At 41.4% G+C, this 20,869-nt stretch carries 15 protein-coding genes and 1 pseudogene; 15 read left to right on the top strand and 1 reads right to left on the bottom strand.

What is annotated here, in order from left to right; genetic code table 11:
* The first annotated feature begins 182 nt into the window (after positions 1-182).
* The 7 genes and pseudogenes from AB4484_RS08220 (at position 183) to bcp (AB4484_RS08190) (ending at position 8,199) form a co-directional block, all read left to right on the top strand.
* On the top strand, positions 183-725 hold the full coding sequence (locus AB4484_RS08220; protein ID WP_017060705.1) for a glycine cleavage system protein R: 543 nt from the start codon (positions 183-185) through the stop codon (positions 723-725).
* A 12-nt stretch (positions 726-737) separates the two neighbouring features.
* A pseudogene (gene bcp, locus AB4484_RS08215) lies at positions 738-1,070 on the top strand (thioredoxin-dependent thiol peroxidase); the annotation flags it as partial.
* A 90-nt stretch (positions 1,071-1,160) separates the two neighbouring features.
* Positions 1,161-2,558, top strand: coding sequence for a tyrosine-type recombinase/integrase (locus AB4484_RS08210; protein ID WP_372077465.1), 1,398 nt, complete (start codon positions 1,161-1,163; stop codon positions 2,556-2,558).
* 1 nt (position 2,559) lies between these two features.
* A complete protein-coding gene (locus AB4484_RS08205) occupies positions 2,560-4,917 on the top strand; it encodes a hypothetical protein (RefSeq protein WP_372077463.1) in 2,358 nt (785 codons plus the stop codon).
* Positions 4,918-4,930: 13 nt separating this feature from the next.
* The gene (locus AB4484_RS08200) at positions 4,931-7,132 is read left to right on the top strand and encodes a site-specific integrase (protein ID WP_372077461.1); all 2,202 of its coding nucleotides are present in this window, start codon (positions 4,931-4,933) and stop codon (positions 7,130-7,132) included.
* Complete coding sequence (locus AB4484_RS08195) at positions 7,132-7,620, top strand: bacterioferritin comigratory protein (RefSeq protein WP_372077459.1); 489 nt, start codon at positions 7,132-7,134, stop codon at positions 7,618-7,620. The genes AB4484_RS08200 and AB4484_RS08195 overlap by 1 nt, the downstream gene beginning before the upstream one ends.
* 114 nt (positions 7,621-7,734) lie before the next feature.
* Positions 7,735-8,199 carry a thioredoxin-dependent thiol peroxidase gene (gene bcp, locus AB4484_RS08190; protein WP_102361962.1) on the top strand — a complete coding sequence of 155 codons (465 nt, stop codon included), beginning with the start codon at positions 7,735-7,737 and terminating at the stop codon, positions 8,197-8,199.
* Positions 8,200-8,252: 53 nt separating this feature from the next.
* Here the strand turns inward: bcp (AB4484_RS08190) and AB4484_RS08185 are convergent, their stop codons facing one another.
* Complete coding sequence (locus tag AB4484_RS08185; RefSeq protein WP_102549239.1) at positions 8,253-8,591, bottom strand: helix-turn-helix domain-containing protein; 339 nt, start codon at positions 8,589-8,591, stop codon at positions 8,253-8,255.
* A gap of 103 nt (positions 8,592-8,694) precedes the next feature.
* On the opposite strand from AB4484_RS08185, the gene AB4484_RS08180 reads away from it, so the two are divergent.
* From AB4484_RS08180 to AB4484_RS08145, 8 genes are all read left to right on the top strand, one after another.
* On the top strand, positions 8,695-9,225 hold the full coding sequence (locus tag AB4484_RS08180) for a hypothetical protein (protein ID WP_372077484.1): 531 nt from the start codon (positions 8,695-8,697) through the stop codon (positions 9,223-9,225).
* Positions 9,219-10,598: a DEAD/DEAH box helicase gene (locus AB4484_RS08175; RefSeq protein WP_372077457.1), complete on the top strand. Its 1,380-nt coding sequence runs from the start codon at positions 9,219-9,221 to the stop codon at positions 10,596-10,598. The genes AB4484_RS08180 and AB4484_RS08175 overlap by 7 nt, the downstream gene beginning before the upstream one ends.
* A 1,299-nt stretch (positions 10,599-11,897) precedes the next feature.
* Positions 11,898-12,290, top strand: a complete 393-nt coding sequence (locus AB4484_RS08170; protein ID WP_102449933.1) for a TIR domain-containing protein — start codon at positions 11,898-11,900, stop codon at positions 12,288-12,290.
* Positions 12,290-13,243 carry a caspase family protein gene (locus AB4484_RS08165; RefSeq protein WP_102449932.1) on the top strand — a complete coding sequence of 318 codons (954 nt, stop codon included), beginning with the start codon at positions 12,290-12,292 and terminating at the stop codon, positions 13,241-13,243. The genes AB4484_RS08170 and AB4484_RS08165 overlap by 1 nt, the downstream gene beginning before the upstream one ends.
* Before the next feature lie 123 nt (positions 13,244-13,366).
* Complete coding sequence (locus tag AB4484_RS08160; protein WP_102449931.1) at positions 13,367-13,741, top strand: hypothetical protein; 375 nt, start codon at positions 13,367-13,369, stop codon at positions 13,739-13,741.
* Positions 13,742-14,387: 646 nt separating this feature from the next.
* The gene (locus AB4484_RS08155; protein ID WP_372077454.1) at positions 14,388-18,002 is read left to right on the top strand and encodes an ATP-binding protein; all 3,615 of its coding nucleotides are present in this window, start codon (positions 14,388-14,390) and stop codon (positions 18,000-18,002) included.
* Between the two features lie 621 nt (positions 18,003-18,623).
* On the top strand, positions 18,624-19,970 hold the full coding sequence (locus AB4484_RS08150) for an AAA family ATPase (RefSeq protein WP_102449930.1): 1,347 nt from the start codon (positions 18,624-18,626) through the stop codon (positions 19,968-19,970).
* Positions 19,957-20,832 (top strand): HNH endonuclease, encoded by an 876-nt coding sequence (locus tag AB4484_RS08145; protein WP_372077452.1) that lies wholly within the window; start codon positions 19,957-19,959, stop codon positions 20,830-20,832. The genes AB4484_RS08150 and AB4484_RS08145 overlap by 14 nt, the downstream gene beginning before the upstream one ends.
* Positions 20,833-20,869 lie beyond the last annotated feature (37 nt).

The raw sequence follows: 20,869 nt of genomic DNA, 5'->3' as shown, positions 1-20,869 counted from the left end.
GTCAGTAACAAGTAAGCTGTGCTCTCATCACTCTATCTCATTTTTTAACGCGCTCAATATTCTTATCATTGGTTACATGTTAGAAGCAAGGTCGCTCATAAAAAGCCCCGTACGCACGCTTATTCCACGAGCTAACTGTGCTAACATGCATGAATCAATGGAATATAAAGAGACGTGATTTTATGACTCAACATCTAGTAATCACAGCTGTGGGCACTGATCGCCCAGGTGTATGCAACCAAGTGGTTCATTTAGTCACCCAATCAGGCTGTAACATTATTGATAGCCGTATCGCCCTGTTTGGCGAAGAATTTACGCTTATCATGCTGCTGTCTGGAAAGGCAAACAACATTACCCGCGTTGAAACCACCTTGCCCTTGCTTGGACAAGAGCACGACTTGATTACGATTATGAAGCGAACCTCAACTCATGATGTTATTGAGAACTCTTACACAGTAGAGGTGTTCGTTGAGTCAGACGATAAAATCGGCCTTACTGAGCAGTTTACCCAGTTCTTCGCAGACCGAAACATCGGCCTCGATTCGTTAAGTGCACGAACCATCAATAAATCTAAGGTTCAACTCGACAACGACCAATTCCATATCTCTATTACCGCTTCTGTGCAATCAGAATGTAACTTGATGCAGCTACAAGAAGAATTCGATTCGCTGTGTCAGAGCCTATCAGTCCAAGGCTCGCTCAACTTTATCAAAAACAGTCTTTAAAAAGGAAATGTCATGAATACGCTAACGGCTGGTGTTCCAGCACCTGCTTTTTCTCTTCCAGATCAAGATGGCAATATCGTATCTCTTGGTGACTTCAAAGGTAAAAAAGTACTTTTCTATTTTTACCCTAAAGCAATGACTCCAGGTTGTATTGTGCAAGCGGAAGGCCTGCGTGATATCAAAGCACAGCTTGATGAACTAAACGTGGTTGTTCTAGGTGTGAGTGTTGACCCAGTAAAACGTCTACCAAACTTCGTTGAAAAGAAATCTCTAAACTTCACGCTGCTATCTGATGAAGACCACAGCGTTGCTGAACAGTTTGGTGTTTGGGGCGAGAAGAAATTCACCCTTAGAAATTTTTTATGACAAAAACCCTAGATAATTTTTTATGACAGTCTACCTTTAATATGTGGGTAATATATTGAGGGTTGTTTTGTGATAGAAAAGCATGAAGAAAACGATGTTTATGATGACTACCGATTGCTCTCCATAGAGGTAGATACATTAGCTAAACTGAGAATCTCAGAGATCATCGATAGTGACTCTGGAGAAGTGACCCACTCATCCTACCTTTCTCCATCCAACTTACAGTCTCGCCTAAAGAAGACCGATATTATCCTTGCACCAGATGGGCGTGTTGTTTATCCACAATCTCTTTACCTCGTGTCAAAACTCAGCGGTGAAGGAAAAATTCAAGACACCAAATCAGTGGCCAAAGGCTTATTGGCCTTTACTCGATATTTAGACTCTACCCATTACCCTCAAGTTGATGATGATGGGAATGTGATACCACCTCAGTACCTAACATATAAAACACTAACAAAGCATGAAGAAGAAGGCGCGCCTTGGCAATTTGCACAGCACCTTTTGGCAAACTGTCGATCTCGGAAGGAGGCAACGGGTGACGAAGCGTACTCGCTTAACTCAGCAAGGAGCTATATGGGTGCTGTTATTGGGTTTTATAAGTGGATGCAGAAACACGGTTACCTCCAAAATGATGATGAGCACGTCCTGACACACTTCACCAAGCTTGAAGCATACCTAGACGGCACCAATCAGCATGACATGCTTGCCCATACTAAGTCTGGCGCAAAGCGGGTCTATGAGATATCAAACATCATGAAGGAGTTCCCCAAAGTCGATAAAACGCCTGCTCATCAAAAATTGAAGCCTATGTCGTTCGATGATAAAGAACGGTTCTCCCAACACATTCATACATTGCCAAAAGCTGCTTGCCTGATACTGAGACTATGTGAAGAGGCTGGACTTAGGATTGATGAAGCCACCCACTTTCCTGCTCGTGATATTGGTGATACAGATTTTAGTGGATTGGATGTCGTGCCATTGACGATTACACATACCAAGGGCAGTAAGGAGCGCACGATTGAAATCCCTATCGCACTGTATGAGGAATTAGAACAATACAAAGAATGTAGCCAGCGACAAAAGAATCTGACAAGACGAAATGAGCTGATCGATTCTAAGGAAGAACAGGACACCACTGACTACCTTTTTCTTTCCAATAAAGGACTGCCATACAAAGTAAAAACTCTAGAGGCACATTTTAGTGAGTTGCGAGAGCGTATCCGGGCATTAGAGCCCGACTGGTACTATCGAATCCATGATCTGCGATCAACTTATGCCACACATTGGCTTTGGTGTGAGTCTAGGGAGCGGCAGGTTGCCTATGAGTACCTAATGGACGAGTTAGCCTTGCTAATGGGGCATAAAAGCACCGCAACGACGGAAAAGTACATTAAGTTCATGAATAAGTTTGATGAGCAGTTACGGGTTGCAGAGAGCAAAAATAACAAGATCAACAAAGGACTGTAGTATGTCAAAAAGCCCACTCGCGAAGAACTCAAAGACGGTTAAGCACGCCAGAAACAGTAAGAATGTGGTTCCGTTGCACCTTACCATCCCCTATAAGGACACCAAAAGCAGGAAGGCAACCGAGTTTGATATATCACACCTGTTACACCTTGGTGCTGATAGCAATAACGTCAAAATCGACAGCCGTATCCCTTTTTTAAGGAGTTTTTGTGAAAAAACCAACCAGTATTTTGATAATGGGAGGTCGGCATCAACCGTCACGGGACATTACCAAATATTACGTGGATTCACTGTCTTTTGTGACGGGGTCGGAGTAGATCCCTTTTCTGAAGCTGGCTATTTAAAATATGCAGGGAATGATGGCGAACTCCGGCACCGCATAAAAATGTACAGTCCATCAAAGAAATTATGGGAGATGAGACACGGTGATGAACTGGGCATTCGAGAAAGTTCAGCAGCTAGAATAGCATCAGAACTTCGCACCGCCCTTTCGTGGTGTCGATTACCCGCTGACACATGGGTAACTCATCACCGAGGGTTTACTGGCGAAGCGACACCAAATAAGGGTTACTCTGACGCTGAAGAAGAGGTGCTTGTTGCTCGGTTGAGTGAGTTATTTTTCATCCTAGCCCCACAGCTCATTGCGGCAAAAAAAGAAAACCTTGTCCTGCCTGACGAACTGCTTGTCGTTATTGGCTTAGGTGACCACCAAGAAGTCATTCCAATTACAACGTCTCTCAAACCCCAATCCCATAGGGGTAGTAAAACGGGCAAATCCGTAAAGCCTGCCGCCGCATTTAACATGGCGATGGGGGCGGCTTATCACCTTATGTGCTTTTTTACCTCATTAAACGATGGCGACGTACAGAGCATCGCTCATCCAATCACGATTCATACTGATGAGCGGGATAAAAGCTTACAAGTGGTTAAGGTATCGAGATTTAAGGCGCGTGCAAACAAAGAGGTAGACGCAGTACTTACCAACCAGAGCTTCGATGTTGATAAACGGGACGGAGTGAAGTTTATTAAAACCCTTGAAACCCTTTCAGCATTATATGGCGGTGGCGAAGAAGGGTCTGAGTTACTGTTTATGCTGAATAACCTAGGGGAGAAAAGTAACTCGTTCAATTTGCAGGAAACAAATAAGCACCTGATGGTGGAGTTAAATCTACTATCACCCATTCGTGCATCTTGCCTGCCATGGTTTAAGGAACTATTTTATAGCTATCGAAACCAACATGTTATAGAGCTAAAAAAAGAGACGAATACACTTGGCCGTTCTGTCGTAAGTAAAGTCACTCGCCCGTGCTCAAATACGAAAGCCACACAAGGCGCAACGAATACTGCCTACTGCATTTTATCGTGTTACACAGACTTATCCCTTAAAGGCATCTTACTGCCGCTGACTTATTCGGATAAAGACACTGAGGGCAACATCAGAGTGTCGTTCAAATACCGTCGTGGCGAGAGCCACTACTTCTCTGTTCCTGCTGCTGACAAGGCGTTAATCGAAGATATTGAACAATTCGCCACAGAGTTAGCCGATAAACAAGACTCTAAAAACTATGAGCGGTTGCTGCTCAAGCGTGGTGGAGCAAAAAGCCCCCCTAAAGACTGGGACGGAATAAGCCCTATCAGCTCTATGTTAATGAATAGATGGTCAATTGCGCCCAACAAATACTTCATTTCACTGCAATCAAGCCGCTGGCGAGAAATGACCAGTAACCAAGTGTACTCAGCGAGTGGCGCTGGCGGCGTTCAAAGCCTGCTGCAAAACCTTCTTCAAACCATTGATAAGCACTATGCCAATGGTGACTCAAGCCTCAACAAAATCATCATCTCACAAGCTCTACAAGTGATGGAGCTATTGGATGAAGATACGGGGTTAGAGCTAGCAAAAGAGATAGTTGCAGCCAAACTTGGTATCACAATGCTGACACATGATGAATGGAAAAAGAAGCAAGAGGAAGAAAGGGCAAAAACCAATCCCAATGGCATTCATTGCAATGGGCAACAAAACATTGCAGGTGGAAAAAACACCCAGCGTGAAACCAATAACGCCATGAAGCTACAGCTACCTTGTGCTGAATACGACATGTGCCATAAATGTCAATCAGCCAAAGCCGTCAATGAGACTCAACACATCTATAAACTTATCTCTTTCATTGATGTACTGAGGGAGGCAGTTAACCTGTACCCTAACGCACAAGAGGAAGTCCATGAAAGAATCGCCGCTTTTGAGTTTACCCTCGATGGTGCCAGCAAGGATGTGTACGACGGTGCAATGGCATTATTTAACAAAAACGGGCGTCACCCTCGGGTATCTATGGATCACGCCATTTTAGCCCTACACCGTTAATTGGGAGCCAATCATGATAAAGCTACCTAAGTACAACATTGACCAACAAGATGCTCTGTTAAGTGCGCAAAATCTTGTTGGAAGCTACACAAACTACCTAAAGGATGTGTTAGAGCCTGCCATTAAATCAGGCGAGTGGGATGAGCTTGAGACGCTAGATATTGGTTTTAGCGTCGCAGGTGAGTCACTGGGTAAAATTGGGGACAACAACGCTTGGCGTCAGCTCCAACCCTTCTTTGAGCCTAATGCGACCGAATCGGATACTCTAGACTTCTTTCTTGATGGAAAGGTGATGGAGCGCAACCTGACAAACCAATTGAGAGCACTGGCATTGAGTATGATGTGGCTCTCGCCCAAAGATTATTCTTTTGGGAGCATCGTGCAGACTATCTCTAGGTTAAAGAAAGTCGCCTCTGCGCTACTGAATGAAGGCCATAATAGCTTTGAGTTATTAAGTTTTGAGCTGTTAGAAATTTGGGTATTAGGTGATGTTACCGATTTGGACTTCGAACGAGAATCATCCTACCCCCCACTCAACAAACTGTACATTGAAGCCAAGAGGCTACCCTTTAACATTAGTCTTACCAAAGCGTTAAACGCCTCGGATTTTGGTTTAACCATTAAAGAGCCTGAGCAGTACACGGTTATCCCACAGCGGCTGTACTATTTGGGACTTCAACAATCAGAAGCATTGGTGAACGAGCTATACCCCATTCGTGATGAGCTTGGTAAGCTTTCAGATTACATTGCTGACTACCATGACAAAGCCTACCAAGGGTATGCTAAATACCTTGTTAGCGATGAAGCAAAGTTCAAAAATGGCGGGATTCAGTGGTATTTATCTGCAGGACATAAAGTATGTAAGCAAAAACGAATAGCCTTTCAAGCTGCTTTTCTCGCGCTCAATCACCCGACACAAGAATCGACCCTTGAACTGCTCTACAAGCACAAACCTGCGATCACCACTAATTACATCGACAATTTCCACCCTGAGCGAACATTGAGGATTGTCAACAGGATGGTAACCGGACTTGCAAAAGCGCAATCGCTGTTTAAAGAACTCAACGGTGGTTGCCTCTGGGCGTTAATGTCCCGCACAGGTATGCGCTCTGATGAAGTCTTTCACCTACACACCGCAAATGGGTCCACAACAGAAACCATATCAGGGCAAACCATTCACGTTATTCATGCAGACCTATCAAAAACCACAAAAGGTTCTCAGTCAAAACAGGATGAGTTTGTCACCACTGAGATCGGGAAAAAGGCTTACGAAATACTGCAAGCGCTGCATTCGCCACTTAGAAAACGTCACCCTGATAGCCAAGCATACTTCCACAAGACGAAAGAGGGCTGTGGTGCTATCAGTAAAAATAACCTAGCTAAACATCCAGTTAGTTGGTTTAATCGTGTATCGGAGGAAAAGCTTGCGTTAACTAACGACGACATCATAGATTTGAAAGTTTCCGACCCTAACCTTTCTTTTAATGTAGGTGATGACTATGTGTTTACAGGGCATCAGCTCCGCCGCTCGTTCGCTTACTACCTTATCGGGTATGAACTTTGCGCGTTCCCCCAACTCAAGCAGCAGTTTAGCCATGTGTCTATGGCGATGACACGCCATTACGCCAAGAATGCCAGTAAATTCCAGAAAGTCAGAAAACAAAAACAAAACTTGGTTCATGCCATTGATGCAGAAAGGGTTGACCAACAAGCGCAGGTCTACCTGAACATCTACAGGAAGCTTGCGAATAAAGAGCGTATCGCTGGAGGCAAGGGCAAGGAGTTTGCCAAAAACATGATGAAGGCTGAGCGTAATCTGTTCAAAGATAAGGTCGATGACGACATGCTCTCGCTCAACTACTGGAAAAAGCAAATCCGAGAACAAAAGCGCCACATTCACGCCGTCGCCCCCGGAATTTATTGCACTTCAACAGGTTGTAGCCTACGTACCCAAGTCAACCTATTAGAGTGTGTGGACTGTAAGAACGACTATATTGTTGATGCCGTTTTTGCCGAAGCGAAGCGCAAAGAAGCCGAAATTCATATGCTATGGGACATTGAGCATGATGAATTAACGCCTCAAACAGCGTCAGAAGTGTATATCAAAATCACGGCTGCTGAACGCATTATGAAAGACTTAAATATCAGCTATGAACCCGTTGTAATACCTCAAGAGGTTCAAGACCTGCTGATACCCTGCGGAGTGACTGCATAATGACACAAGCAACTAAAAATAAGCTTATCAATGCCCTAGAGCGCTTGTTAGAGGGTAAACCAGAAAACCGTGAGCTAAGGAAGAAAGCCCGAGAAGGTAAGCTAAAAATCAACAACAGTACAGTCGAAAAAGAAGCTGGTTTGTCTGTTGGGGCTCTTCGCAATCACCCTGACATAAAGGATCTGATACAAAAGAAGTCGCTATCGGCTCGCGTTAACAAATGTATGTCGGCTCAATCAGAAGTAGAGCTTTTACTAGAGGAGATTAAAAAACAAAAAAGTGAAAACACTCAAGCAAATAAGAAGAAAAAGGAATACTTAGATCTCGCTAGAAGTCATGAACAAGCATTAGCTACCCAAGCAGCTAATCACATCAAAATGATTCAAGAACTAATGGAGATGCTTCCTGCTTCAGAGCGTGAGAAAGCCATGGATAAAGTCGTTAACACTAGGCCCGATAATATCGTTGAAGGCAACTTCAGAAAGTAACTAAACCTAGTTTAGAGTTACCACTAGACAACACCACCAAGCATAGATAAAACTACACACTGAAATAATAAGAAAGCTCGATTCAGAGTAAATTAAAGAAAGTAAGGATAACCCATGGCTATCGAAGCAGGACAAATCGCTCCAGATTTCACATTAAACGACCAAGACAATAACCCAATAACCCTCTCAGGGCTGAAAGGAAAGAAAGTACTACTCTATTTCTACCCACGCGCTTCAACGCCTGGCTGTACAATCCAAGCTCAAGGGCTTCGTGATACTAAGGCTGAACTAGATGCTCATAACGTTGTTGTACTAGGTTTAAGCCCAGACACACCCAAAAAACTGACTAACTTTATCAATAAGCAAGAACTTAACTTCACATTGTTAGCCGATGAAGAACACGAAGTTTGTGAGAAGTACGGTGTTTGGCAACTTAAGAAATTCATGGGCCGTGAAAACATGGGCGTTGTAAGAACAAGCTTCCTAATTGATGAAGCTGGTAACCTTGAGCATGTATTTAACAAGTTCAAGACTAAAGACCATCATGAAGTCGTTCTAGACTACCTTAACAGCAAATAGTATTTAAAAGACAAATAGAGCCAGTGCCCTTTCACTGGCTCGCGTTGCTAATCCTATTTCGGGCTAGTATTTTCACATGACTCTTCAATAAGCCGCGCCGTCACCTCAAGAACCTTCTGCTTATCCGTTTCAGAGAGCTTATTTAGATTCACAGCTAACTCCGCAGAAATCTCATCTTCACAAAAGAAGTAACTCAAAGGCACACCAAGTTCATCTGCAATTGACTTTAACGTACTGATATCTGGCGTATGTTTTCCCTTTTCGTATTGATTCATTCTCGGGCTTGCGGAGCTTTCATCCATACCTATACGCACCCCCAAAGCTTTTTGGGAGAGTTTCGCTTTTTTGCGTGCTTCTTTAAGACGCTCAGGGATTGGGTTAGTAAATGACACTTATAGTTCATGTCTCTGATCTCAAGGTAACTAAGATTTTCTTAGTTTTACTGATTTCTGCATACTAAGCAATCCTTAGTTTTTGGTTGGTGTAATTTTGGAAATGAAACGGGCTCGAAGAATTAGTGCGGTCATGCACAAGTTATTGATAGAAAATGGGTTAGATGGATTCACCGTGCTAGAAGCGAGAGATTTGTGGCTATCCCTTGATAATGTGGACTCCAATTCTGCCGAAGCTCGCAAAAAGGTGTACCGAGCAATTTTTCACTTTGAAAAGAAAATTTGGTTGCGAAGTGAGGGCTCAGGTCGAAAAAAGCGCTACTTTCAAACGGAACAATTTAAAGAGTTACATAACAATGTAACCACGAACAACCAAGCGGATATAAACCCTAAAGTACCCACTCAAAACTATTCCATTTTGAGCAATGAACGTAATGAATATAAGGGCGAATTGGAAATAATACTTGGGGAGATTGACGAGTATCAGTCGATCGTATCTCGATTTCCTGAGCTAAAGAATAAACTGGCCCCTTTGCATCAAGAGGCTAAAGAACGCGCCGCTTTATTGCTCGGTAAAGTGAACGTTTTAACAAAGGTTCTTAGTACTCTCTATGAAGGAAATGAACCGTGTTAAGGGAGTGGCAAAGTGAATGCTCTGACAGAGCGTTGGAAAAATATCAATCCAACTGCTTCCATTTCTTTTGCCAAGCTACACCTGGAGCAGGTAAGACAGTACTTGCCGCTAATATTGCGTCAAGGTTGTTACAAAGTGACATGGTAGATCTTGTATTGTGCTTCTCACCATCGTTGACGGTTTCTGATGGTATAAAAAAAACCTTTTCGTCGATCCTTAAGTGTACGTTTAATGGCGGCATGGGATCTGTCGGGCAATCTTTAACATACCAATCTATCCAATTCCTCAATGACGAATTTTGGCAAACATTGCGGAATCACAGGGTCTTTGTTGTCTTTGATGAAATACACCATTGCTCTGGCTCTGAGGTTGAAAATGCGAACATTTGGGGGCAGCAAGTTCTCACTAAGATTCAAGGGCTTGCTACTTTTACCCTTGCACTTTCAGGTACACCGTGGCGTTCAGACTCTTTACCCATTGTGATGGGTGAGTACAGCGACCCAGACGGACAGCTTCTTGTCGATTACCAATACACTCTTAAACAGGCTATAGCTGATGGTGTTTGTAGAAGGCCTAAAATCGTCTTGGTTGATAATGAACACTTGTCTGTTAGTAGTCGCGAAAAAGTCGAATCCTTTTCATCAATATTAGAGATGCTTAAACAGACAAAGTCATCCTACCAGAGTGTTATTCACAACCAAGAGGCGATGGAATATCTACTCGGTTTAGGATGTGAGCGGTTAGAAAAAGTACGTATCAGATCCCCCAATGCCGGTGGGCTGATTGTTGCAGCGTCGGTTCAACATGCGCAAACAATCAAAGAGATACTATCTCAAAAGTTTGGGCAAACCGTTTCTATCGTCACTTATCGACATGAAGAGCCGCTGGCAGAAATAGAGCGTTATCGACAAAGCGACGCACAATGGATTGTTAGTGTAGGTATGATCAGTGAGGGTACTGATATTCCGCGTCTTCAAGTATGTTGCCATATGAGTTCAGTCAAAACGGAATTGTATTTCAGGCAGGTGCTCGGACGAATACTTCGTGTTAATAATACAATAAACCAACAAGCATGGTTATTCACTTTTGCTGAACAAAGTCTGATTGAGTTTTCTGAAAGGGTTGAACAGGATATTCCTGAGTCTCGTCTCTATGTAAGTATGGGGAAACCTATCGAAACAGAGTTCTCTGGTCGAGGAAATAGCTTAAGTGTCGCGCTTCCGCTTGAGCCCCCAAAAGGCGGGAGAACAACAGTATCTTGGGAAAGCAGTACAGACAGTTCAAATAGTCTCTATGGAACACTAGGGACGTTTGATGAGCTTCTACTTGGGGCATTTAAGCAGAGAGTGATCTCGGCTTTCTCTTCTATGTAGTTGAAAAAACCATAGGCTACAATTTCACTAAAGGCACACTGGGGAGGCCGGAATGAATTACTTTGCAGAGGCCCCCTTCTAGGTAATGCAAACCTGGAGGGTAAATGAAAAGGCTAAAACAGCAGTACCGGAACCGTATAAAATACCAGTGCCAATATCTTTGGGATCTTTATCCGAGCGTTCGTAGTGGAGCCCACAAGCACTTTTCTACCAAGCAGGAAAAGAGCTATTACTTTCTTCATAAGATTGAGTGTAGAGGGTACCCAGCTAAGCTGCGCGCCGCGCGAGGAAGAGCATTAGCTAACCCATGGGACGACTACCCGTCGTATGTGTATGGCCTAGCAAAAAATTGGAAATATAACTCGAAGCGCCAAAAACAATACTACCGATAACCCATCAAAGCTCTCTATTATGGAGAGCTTTTTTATGCGAGATCCTCTCTCAAGTCGAAAGGTTAATTATTAGTAATACCGTAGTGCTATTGGGGTTAATTTTTTGAACTTAAAATACTAATCCTTTGGAATTTACACGGGTACTTCTTAAGTGGCTACCCACATCGCAAGTTGCGATGTGAAGTTAAAACCACCTGGAATCTTGCTTTCTGTAAGAAGGGTTACACATGGTTTTGATTAACACACTAAAGGGGCAGATAATCGTAACGCAGATATGCCCCAAAACAAGTCTAGGTACTAGAAAACTATCATAAGATTGATTTGGCCAACAAGCTATTGGGCAAACTCCAACCCCCAATTTTGCAACAGCCTGTTGCAAAAATTACTGTGATTACCCGTAGCACGTTCTACCTCAGAAATGCCCCCAAATTACATAGAGTAGAAGCTCACAACATACTCATTGAGGAGTTTGTTCCTTACCAAAAGTTATCCGATAAGTTGACTAATCCTTCCCATTATTAGGCTAAACCTTGCAACCTAATTTACTTTTAATTGAGTTAACCTATTGATTACACTTTGAAATTCATCTATTTTGATAATAATACTTAGTGATGAACTACTGGTTTGTCACGTTGAGTTAGGAGTGTAACAGGAGAGCAATAACACATAGGATTAGGTGTATTAATAATAACTAATCGCGAAAGTGCGCATGAAAGATTAAGTCATATCGGGGGCTTAAATATTGGCAATTCAAGGGGGAATCGAGCAAAAAATTTAATCTTACAATCTGCTTAAGGGTGATTCGTAATACTTGGCATTTTTCACAATCTCATTTGGTGATTTTGCTCTCGTTTCTAAATTGGCTTTTATGGGAATGTAGCCCTACTTTCTATTTAAGGATTCTATCATGTACCGTTTATTTATTAGTCACTCATGGGCTTATTCCGACGCATACGACAAAGTAACAAAGCTAATTGATGACCAAGGGTTGTCCTATTATAACCATTCAGTGCCAATGAATGATCCAATCCATTCATGTGGTACAGATCGTCAACTACGCGCGGCTATCGATGCCAAAGTTAAAAATACAAGCTGTGTTTTGATTTTGGCGGGCGTATATTCGAGCTACAGCAAGTGGATTCAAATAGAAATTGAAATTGCTCAATACTATGGCAAACCTATCATCGCAATTGAACCTTGGGCATCAGAAAAAACATCTAAAGTAGTTAAAGATGCCGCGCACAAGGTTGTTAAGTGGCAAGGCAAGTCAATAGTCGATGCAATAAAGGAACTTGCGTAATGAAAAAAGCGCTTGTTGTAGGTATCGATTATTATGATGAATGCGACCCATTATACGGATGTGTCAACGACTCCTTCGGGGTCAAAACGGTCTTAGAAAGACATGGCGATGGTTCAATTAACTTTGGCGTGAAGCACCTAACAGCCACTGGAAGTCAAACCAGTGTAAACAGAAAGCAACTAAAAGAAGCTGCAAAAGATTTATTTGAGGATGCAAGTGATGTTGCTCTCTTTTATTTCGCAGGACATGGACATATAGAGAGTACTGGTGGCTACCTAGTAACTTCAGAGTGTACAACTTTCGATGATGGCTTCCCGCTTTCCGAGTTACTAACTATCGCAAATGATTCTCCAGCTCGAAATAGAATTATTGTTTTAGATAGCTGCTTTTCAGGTGTTGCTGGAACTGTACCAAACTCAACGACAGTATCTCTTTTGAGCGAGGGAGTGACAATTTTAACGGCTTCTAGTGCGCACCAGTATGCCGACGAAGTGAATGGGCATGGCGTTTTTACAAATTTATTTATTGATGCTTTGAGTGGTAGTGCTGCAAACCTTGTCGGTGATGTCACACCCGGAAGCATATACGCGCATATTGACCAATCATTAGGCCCTTGGGATCAACGTCCTATATTTAAAACTAATGTGAAAAGCTTTACTACGTTGCGTAAATGTCAAGCCCCTATATCGTTGGATGACTTAAGAAGTCTCCCTGACTTTTTTTTAGATGCTGGAAGCTCGTTTGCACTCGATCCATCGTTCGAACCTGACTCACCACTTGCGGATGAAACCAATACTAAACTATTCGCCACGCTACAGCGGTTAGTTAAAGTGAACTTAGTAGTACCTGAAGGTGAAGACCATATGTACTATGCAGCGATAAACTCGAAATCTTGTCGCTTAACAGTGCTTGGAGCCCATTATTGGAAACTTGCAAGCAATCAACAAATCTAGGGTATACATGTCTAAGACACCAACGAAGCCACCAACGAAGCCACAAAAACCAAATATTCCGGACCAGTCAGGAAAAAGACAACGTGGAAATGGAACTAGTAGTGGAGGCCCAAGAAAACCACAATGAAACTAGAAGATAGCCGCAATAATTACTATACGCATACAGGTTCTCTATCAGCTGTTTGTCGGCAACTAGCTATGGCGGGTATTGCTGTTGTTTGGATATTTGTCCAGAAGGAATCCGGTAAAGTTTCAATTCCTGCTGAGTTGATTACACCGTTAATATTTTTTATTGTCGGCTTAGCTCTCGATTTGTTGCAGTATATGTATTCAAGTGCTGCATGGGGAATAGTCAACCGAGTTATGGAGATGCGATTCACTGAAAAAGAGGAGTTTAAAGTCAACCGTATAATTAACTGGCCTACGAACGTATTCTTTTGGGCTAAAAGTACATCAGTTATTATCGGTTACTTTTCATTGTTACAGTCTCTTATTTAACTATTTGCTACCAAAAAGCGGAACCCACCTGCAATGGATTTGGCTTAAATCTCTTTAATCAACCTATTGGGGAACTACTCCGGAGTATTTATGGTGGCTTGTTCTTCACATGTTAGTGCTACCTATAGCAAGGCATTGGAAAGAAAACTATAGAGTAAAAGAGACTGCTGAATAATCTAATGTGGGAGAGTAGCACAATGCTCTCTCACATTATTCAGGAAGCGTCAGATAGCACGAAAATACCCCAAAATGAGCTAACTACCGCTGAAGCGCTAAGCCTCTGAGTCACTATTTTAACCTGTGTTTGCTAATGGTCTGGTGTCTATAGGATCAAGGTAACTCGAATGATATATCACTTAATTTGACGAGTAGCTCAGCCCAAGGTAAAACCGGTCATATTTAAAGTTATTTGGCTTATATATATGTTTTATAAGGCAAAATTAATGCTAATGTGGTATGTGAACGATAAGAAGTGCATGACAGCTGAAGTATGGATAATGACTTAGGATGCAGCTAAACCATATTAAGGCAATGTTATAGATAGATGGTTCAACCCCCTTTTGTATTTAGGTTTCAGAACATTAAGAGCCAAAAGCACCAACGGCTATCATTCTCCCAATTTTTAAAATCCAGTAATTACAAATATATGAATAAGACTATTACCTCATTTATACGTTGGCTCATCAAGGGGCTTGATACGACAGTGTCCTGGCTAGAACAAAAAAAACACGTCAACGATATGCAATCGAAATTCGTAGATCTAGCCCCAACAGATGAGGCGGATAAGGCTGGCTCGTACTCTGAAGCGCTAAGGTTTGCAACGAACAATCCGAAAATCTCAAATATTGCGCTGACAGGCCCTTATGGCTCAGGAAAGAGTAGCATTATTCAATCTTTCCTGAAAACGTATCGACGGCCAGTTCTCCATATTTCTCTCGCAACTTTCATTACCGAAGCGGACACGAATGTTGAAGCAGTGGATCGTCAAGAGATCGAGAGAAGTATTTTACAGCAAATGCTTTACGGTGCGGATGCAAACAAGCTCCCGTTATCTCGCTTTAAGAGAATTCAGTCGCCTGGTGTTTGGTCAATCTTTAAGTCATTGTACATTTTGTTAGGGATGCTAGCGCTTTGGTATGTGTTTCATCAGCGGGAAGGAGTCATTAACGGTACTTATTTCACTCCTATTGCGCTCGAAAATTCAGTCAGTTTAGGTTTATTTGTGCTTGCAACAGCGTTTCTCTGGCAGGTACTGCATCACTTCTATGTCGCGAGCTTTGGTTTGTCACTCAAGGGGATCTCACTAAAAAATGTCGAAATTAAACCCGCATGTGATGATGAATCCTCAATACTGAATCGTCATTTAGACGAGATAGTCTACTTTTTCCAAGAAACTAGTTACGATCTTGTAATCATTGAGGATCTAGATCGATTCGACAATACTGATATTTTCGTTACATTGCGTGAAATTAACGGTCTAGTGAACGCAAATTCAGGCGTAAAACGACATATTAGATTTCTATATGCGCTACGCGATGACATGTTTGTGAACACGGAGCGAACCAAATTCTTCGAATTTATCATTCCAGTTATTCCTATCATCAACTCATCGAACTCCATTGATATGGTCTTGAAGGTAGGAGCAAGACTTGCACTTAACGAAGGTCTTGATCGTCAGTTTCTGAGAGAGGTATCACGTTATTTAAACGATCTCCGGTTAATTCAAAACATTTTCAATGAATACAGTATTTATATGGATAATTTGAAAACAGATGGAGAAAACTTACTCGACGCCAATAAACTACTTGCAGTTTTGATCTACAAAAATGTTTATCCACGGGATTTCGAAAAATTACACAGAGGAAAAGGAGCCCTCGCTGCAATATTGAGCTACCGAGATGAGCTAATAAGCCTCGGAGAGAAAAAGTTTAGAGAAGAAATCACCTCACTCGAAAAGCAACTTGATATAGCTGAACGTCAGACGCCTTCTGACTTGAAAGAGTTGCGTCAGATTTATGCGATGGCTCTAATAGAGGTTCTTCCATCAAATGCTACTAGTGTTGGCACTGATCATCATAATCACGTGGCTATTGCCAAGTTGACAGGCTATGGACAGTTTGACGAACTATTTGAGACTCGGTATATCTACTCTCGAAATATTCATGGTCATAATCAACGCCTTGATGTATCTCAACTCCAAGCTAATGTAGACCAACACAAAACTTATCTTCAACGCAAGGAGGAAATAGAAAATAAGTCAGAGGAAAATAAAACCAAAACTCTACGAACAATACGAGATCTTAGACCAAAAGTTGTTACGCTAAGAACCAAGAAGCTACATGAGCAATTACGATTGAATAACGACCGTCTACAGGAGTTTTTCGAGGAATTTGGTCAGAATGGAGAGCTTGCTCGGTTTCTGCTGTTAGAAGGTTATCTAGACGATACCTATTACCAATACACTTCTCTTTTTCATTCTGGTCGATTGTCGCCCAATGACAATAAATTTCTCATTAAAATACGTGCATTTATTACACCAGAACCAGATTTTCCTATTGATAATCCGAACGAAGTTATTGCGGCGATGAGAGATGAGGATTTTGGACAAAGCTACGTTTTGAATATCTCACTTGTTGACAATCTGTTGAGTGATCGACGCCGTTACAAAAGTCAATTAGAGAAGCTTTTTGGGTACATTATGGAAGAGTTTTTCAACTGCGAAGACTTCTTTATTGCTTATTACAGTAGCGGGAATGATGTCCCTAAACTTCTCCAAGAGTTAGCTAATGTCTGGAGTGAGCTTGTACCGACTATACTTACTAGTCCAAACAACTTTGTACACGGTATTCAACTTCTTGCTGGATTAACGAAACATTCACTTAAATCTATTTCAAGAGATTTTGAAGAATTCCCTGCTTTTGTATCAGAGAACCTCTCTGATATTCTGATCAGCTCGCCTGAGCTCGAACCTGAGCGTTTCGTTTGCCTAAATTTTGACGTTAAAGACTTCGATGTAATTAAAGATCACTCTGACATTGTGAACTCAATGTTTAAAGAAGGACTTTTTGAACTTACGTTAGCGAACATAGAATTTGCTTATCAAGTGATATTGGGAGAGGGAGAACTCACCCCATTGCACACAAGGAATCTCACGGCAATACGTGCGACGAACAGTACCGTCTTGATAAATCGAATTGAAAGTAATTTTGAAAATTATTTATGCAATATTCTTTTGTCTATTAAAACTAATACAGAGGAGGATGTATCCGCTATTTTGGATGTAATTCGCCGTGAAGAGATAAAGCCACATGTGATTCAGGAGTTTCTTGAGCAGCAGACGACAGCGTTACCAACGCTAGAAGGTGTGCCAGAGAGATTGCACTCAACGCTATTCAAATTAACTATGATTGAACCAAACTGGGAAAACTGTCTTGCCTTTATGGAAAGTGAAGGTTTTGAGCCGAATAGCTTAGTTGAATATCTCGATCAAGATATTGTTTGTACGGTCATTTTGAAACAAGCTATCCCTAGTGATTCGGATTCAAAAAAAATACGTTCTTTTGTTCTTAATGCGAATTCAATGTCCGATAGTAGATACAAAACGTATGTAGAAGCTTTACCTGTACTGTTTACACTGTTTCCTGCAGAACTTGAGTCAACAAAACTTAAAATCCTAATTCAAGAAGCAAAAGTCGCATTTTCTAATGATTCTCTCAATGCGCTCAACGACAGACTGTTACAGGTCCTGTTTGTTGCGAGTAATATCGATACATTTTTGGCGGAGCTAGACGACTTTGAGTTTGACTTTGATGATAATTTCCTTGTTGCTCTCCTTCAGTCCGAGATTACCCATAAAAACAAAATAAAGGTCATCGAGATGATTGTTGATTTACACTCGTTAGTTGATCTACCTGAGCATTCTGCAATTATTAGTTCTATCATACTAAATGGTGATGACACTCCTCCAAACATAAATGGGGATATTATTCGTATTTTGATAAGGAACTCTTCATCGACAGCAACACAAGTTGCACTTTTGAATAAGTATCATCACCTCTTAACGGATGATGGCGTACGTGATGTCTTAGCTACTCTCCCTAAGCCATATTCCGACATAACCATCGGGTATCATTCACCAAGACTCAAAGACACACCAGAGAATCAGGCTTTGGCTACCTGGCTCGATTCAAGGGAAATAATTTCCTCTTGGAGAATTAGCGATATACTTAAAGAGATCAAGATGAATCTCTATAGATCTTGAGAAGATAATGCTTGATTGGTATTAAAGGGTGCCTTACTAGTCACCCCTCAAGCTTCGCCTCATCTTGCTAATACTTGGCCAGCAGCAACCTGTGGGGGCGGCTGGTTGCAACAATAGAAGTAACCCGCAAAATCAGGATGCTCTATGGGGCATAATTCACAATGGTCCAAAGTCGTTATAGTCTGTTTTTTACCCGAGGCACTTTTTACTTCAAAAGTTCTCCATTTCGAGCTATGCCTGTGATGAAAACTTTTCCTACTAGCTGTGGCTGTTCAATATGGGCTTTCGATGACGTGAAATCAAAAGCGAGAAAATATATTTTGAATATATCGAAGTGGATTACAATGGCTTAGAAAACACAACGCTCTAGATTACCTAAGCCAAGAGCAGTTCGAGCTCAAAGAAGTGGCTTAACTTAATGTTAAGTCTATCCTGATCAGATCAAGTTAGTGGAGTTCAGTGTTCGCTTACAACGACTTTCCATTAGACACAGATCTGAAGTTTACTTAATTTAAATTAGAATACGTAGATTCGAAAGATAGCATAAGTAATCAACGATCTAGCTTTGCTAAGGTAAGAAAGCTAAGCAATACAGTGTTATCGAACCAGATAGGTCAAGTAATGAAAATATCTAAAATAAGTATTAAAAATTTCAAAAAAATAAAAGAGCTAGACTTGTCAATACCAGAAGATAATCGTGTCATCTGTTTTGTCGGTGAGAATGGCTCGAATAAATCTTCTTTGCTGTCTGTACTTTATTCCAACTTACGTAACACTAGCAACACATCCTCTCCAAGTGATAAACAAGATATATACAGAGACAATTTGAACCATGTATCTAATACAGCTGAAAGCGGAGGGAGCTTTGCCCTCATATCAACATCATTTACTGAAAATGAAGTCACAATACACTCCCATAGAGCGATGGTCCCATCACCTGATTTATTAGCTCAAGATAATCAGGCAGTTCTGAGGGCAACCTTTGGTCGTTATTATAGTCCAACTGACCAGTTTATGTTAAGCACCTCTAACATTAATGGTGTCGATAGGTTTAAACCCGATCTTATACCAAAGAATGTAGTGTTGTTCCGCCCATATAGTAGGAACGAGTTGCCTGCTTGGGAGCATGATAATCAACCAACGTCACACGAAGTTGTAACAACACGGGGCCGTGTTGTCGGAACTCGTAAGTTTCCTATGCGGGTAAATTCTGGGCTTGAAGAAACCAATTCATATTTCATGGATGTATTACTGGATGAAATGATTGGTAAATCTCATGGTAACGACAGCCCGTATTCTCTATATAAGTATTTCTTTCATGTTCTTCGATCTGTAGAGCCGTCTATTGAGGGAGGCTATAGTGTAACGCCTTTCCCTGATAAACGAATTTCATTTACCAATGTTCCGGAATTAAGTGCTCTATCTGCTGGGCAGAGTGACTGGTTTGTAACAGCTATTAATATTTTGATTCAAATGGCCGACATTGCTACGGTCAACCGAGTCAGCATTAATCAAATGAAAAATATTGATGGTATTGTTTTTATTGATGAAATGGATATGAATTTCCATCCATCATTCCAAGAAAAAGTACTGCCTTGGTTTTTGGATTACTTTCCAAATATACAATTTGTTATTACTACTCATAGCCCTTACTTAATTCGCTCTCTAGGTAAAAGCTCTCTCGTCGTAAAACTGCCTTCAGGCGAGATCTTGGACGATGACTTCAGTTACTACGATATAAATGAAGTTGCACTAAAAATTTTCGGGCAAGACCAAGGGTTTTCACCAAAGGTACAAGAAAGGATAGGTTTTTTAAAAGAGGCATTATCAAAGAACGATAATAGTCGAGCTCTATTTGTTCGTAGCTCATTGATTGGTAAGTCCGACTCACTAACAAGAGAGATTGAGCGAATATGCTACATGATGGGGGATAGTGAATTTATTGAGGTGATTAATGCGGAAGGTTAATCGCAATATAGCTGGAGAACCTTTTGCTTTAACGAATCTCCATGCTAATAGGGAACGCTACGATAATTTAATTCTAAAAATAAAAATGGGTGGGTCAACTAAAGTTGATAACGGGGTTTATGGTGATGAAACGGTAAAGTCGGCTCTTCGTAGAATCTACGCTAACCTGTGTTTTCTTTGTCAAAAAGACATACGTACTAGGCATGTCGTGGAGCACTTTCGTCCTTACAATAACTTCCACCCAGAAAGAGCATATGACTGGAATAATTTGCATTTGTCTTGTGATAAGTGCAATGGTGAAAAAATAAAAGACCAATACAAAAAAATCGATAACTCAGTCATGGAAGAGCAGTATGCAGAAGTCGGTCTTTCTGCTGGCACTCGAACAAAAAAAATTGATGATATTCTTCTACTTGATCCGACGTGTGATGATGTTGAACGCCTAATCACGTTCGATTTTCAAACTAATGAGGCCGTTACGACTGACGAGTTTCATGAAAACGCTCTACTAACTGCACAATTACTAAATCAGCATAGTTTGCCTAATCAAAGAAGCGAAATGTATATGAGTTTGTCGCAGTTTTGCAGCAATCCTGATTACTTCGAATCTTGGATTAGACTAAAAAGGATAGGGCCAGAGTTTTTAAATGAGGTTCTAGTTGCAACGAACTCGTCAGATATCAAACTTGCCGACTTTTGTTATAGGTTAGCATTGAGCTATTTTAGTATTAACAAGCCTTTCAATATGTATATGAAGTCAGTTTTTAATGCAAGTACACATGTTAGTACACGAGCCATCAAACACTTCGCTCGACAACATTGTGCCTTTGAAGGTATTGCGTTACCCGCGTTGGTCATTTGAGTTGAAGGACTTGCGTAATAGCACAATTAATTTAACT

The sequence above is a fragment of the Vibrio sp. 10N.261.46.A3 genome, from assembly GCF_041472995.1.
GTDB lineage: Bacteria > Pseudomonadota > Gammaproteobacteria > Enterobacterales > Vibrionaceae > Vibrio > Vibrio coralliirubri.
The sequence above is the reverse complement of the archived record's forward strand: the minus strand, read 5'-3'. Positions and strand labels throughout refer to the sequence as shown.

What these genes read in the sequence shown, in the direction of transcription:
- AB4484_RS08220 (WP_017060705.1), top strand. Translation starts at nt 183, where the DNA reads ATGACTCAACATCTAGTAATCACAGCTGTGGGCACTGATCGCCCAGGT.
- AB4484_RS08205 (WP_372077463.1), top strand. Translation starts at nt 2,560, where the DNA reads ATGTCAAAAAGCCCACTCGCGAAGAACTCAAAGACGGTTAAGCACGCC.
- AB4484_RS08200 (WP_372077461.1), top strand. Translation starts at nt 4,931, where the DNA reads ATGATAAAGCTACCTAAGTACAACATTGACCAACAAGATGCTCTGTTA.
- AB4484_RS08195 (WP_372077459.1), top strand. Translation starts at nt 7,132, where the DNA reads ATGACACAAGCAACTAAAAATAAGCTTATCAATGCCCTAGAGCGCTTG.
- bcp (WP_102361962.1), top strand. Translation starts at nt 7,735, where the DNA reads ATGGCTATCGAAGCAGGACAAATCGCTCCAGATTTCACATTAAACGAC.
- AB4484_RS08180 (WP_372077484.1), top strand. Translation starts at nt 8,695, where the DNA reads ATGAAACGGGCTCGAAGAATTAGTGCGGTCATGCACAAGTTATTGATA.
- AB4484_RS08170 (WP_102449933.1), top strand. Translation starts at nt 11,898, where the DNA reads ATGTACCGTTTATTTATTAGTCACTCATGGGCTTATTCCGACGCATAC.
- AB4484_RS08165 (WP_102449932.1), top strand. Translation starts at nt 12,290, where the DNA reads ATGAAAAAAGCGCTTGTTGTAGGTATCGATTATTATGATGAATGCGAC.
- AB4484_RS08160 (WP_102449931.1), top strand. Translation starts at nt 13,367, where the DNA reads ATGAAACTAGAAGATAGCCGCAATAATTACTATACGCATACAGGTTCT.
- AB4484_RS08155 (WP_372077454.1), top strand. Translation starts at nt 14,388, where the DNA reads ATGAATAAGACTATTACCTCATTTATACGTTGGCTCATCAAGGGGCTT.
- AB4484_RS08150 (WP_102449930.1), top strand. Translation starts at nt 18,624, where the DNA reads ATGAAAATATCTAAAATAAGTATTAAAAATTTCAAAAAAATAAAAGAG.
- AB4484_RS08145 (WP_372077452.1), top strand. Translation starts at nt 19,957, where the DNA reads ATGCGGAAGGTTAATCGCAATATAGCTGGAGAACCTTTTGCTTTAACG.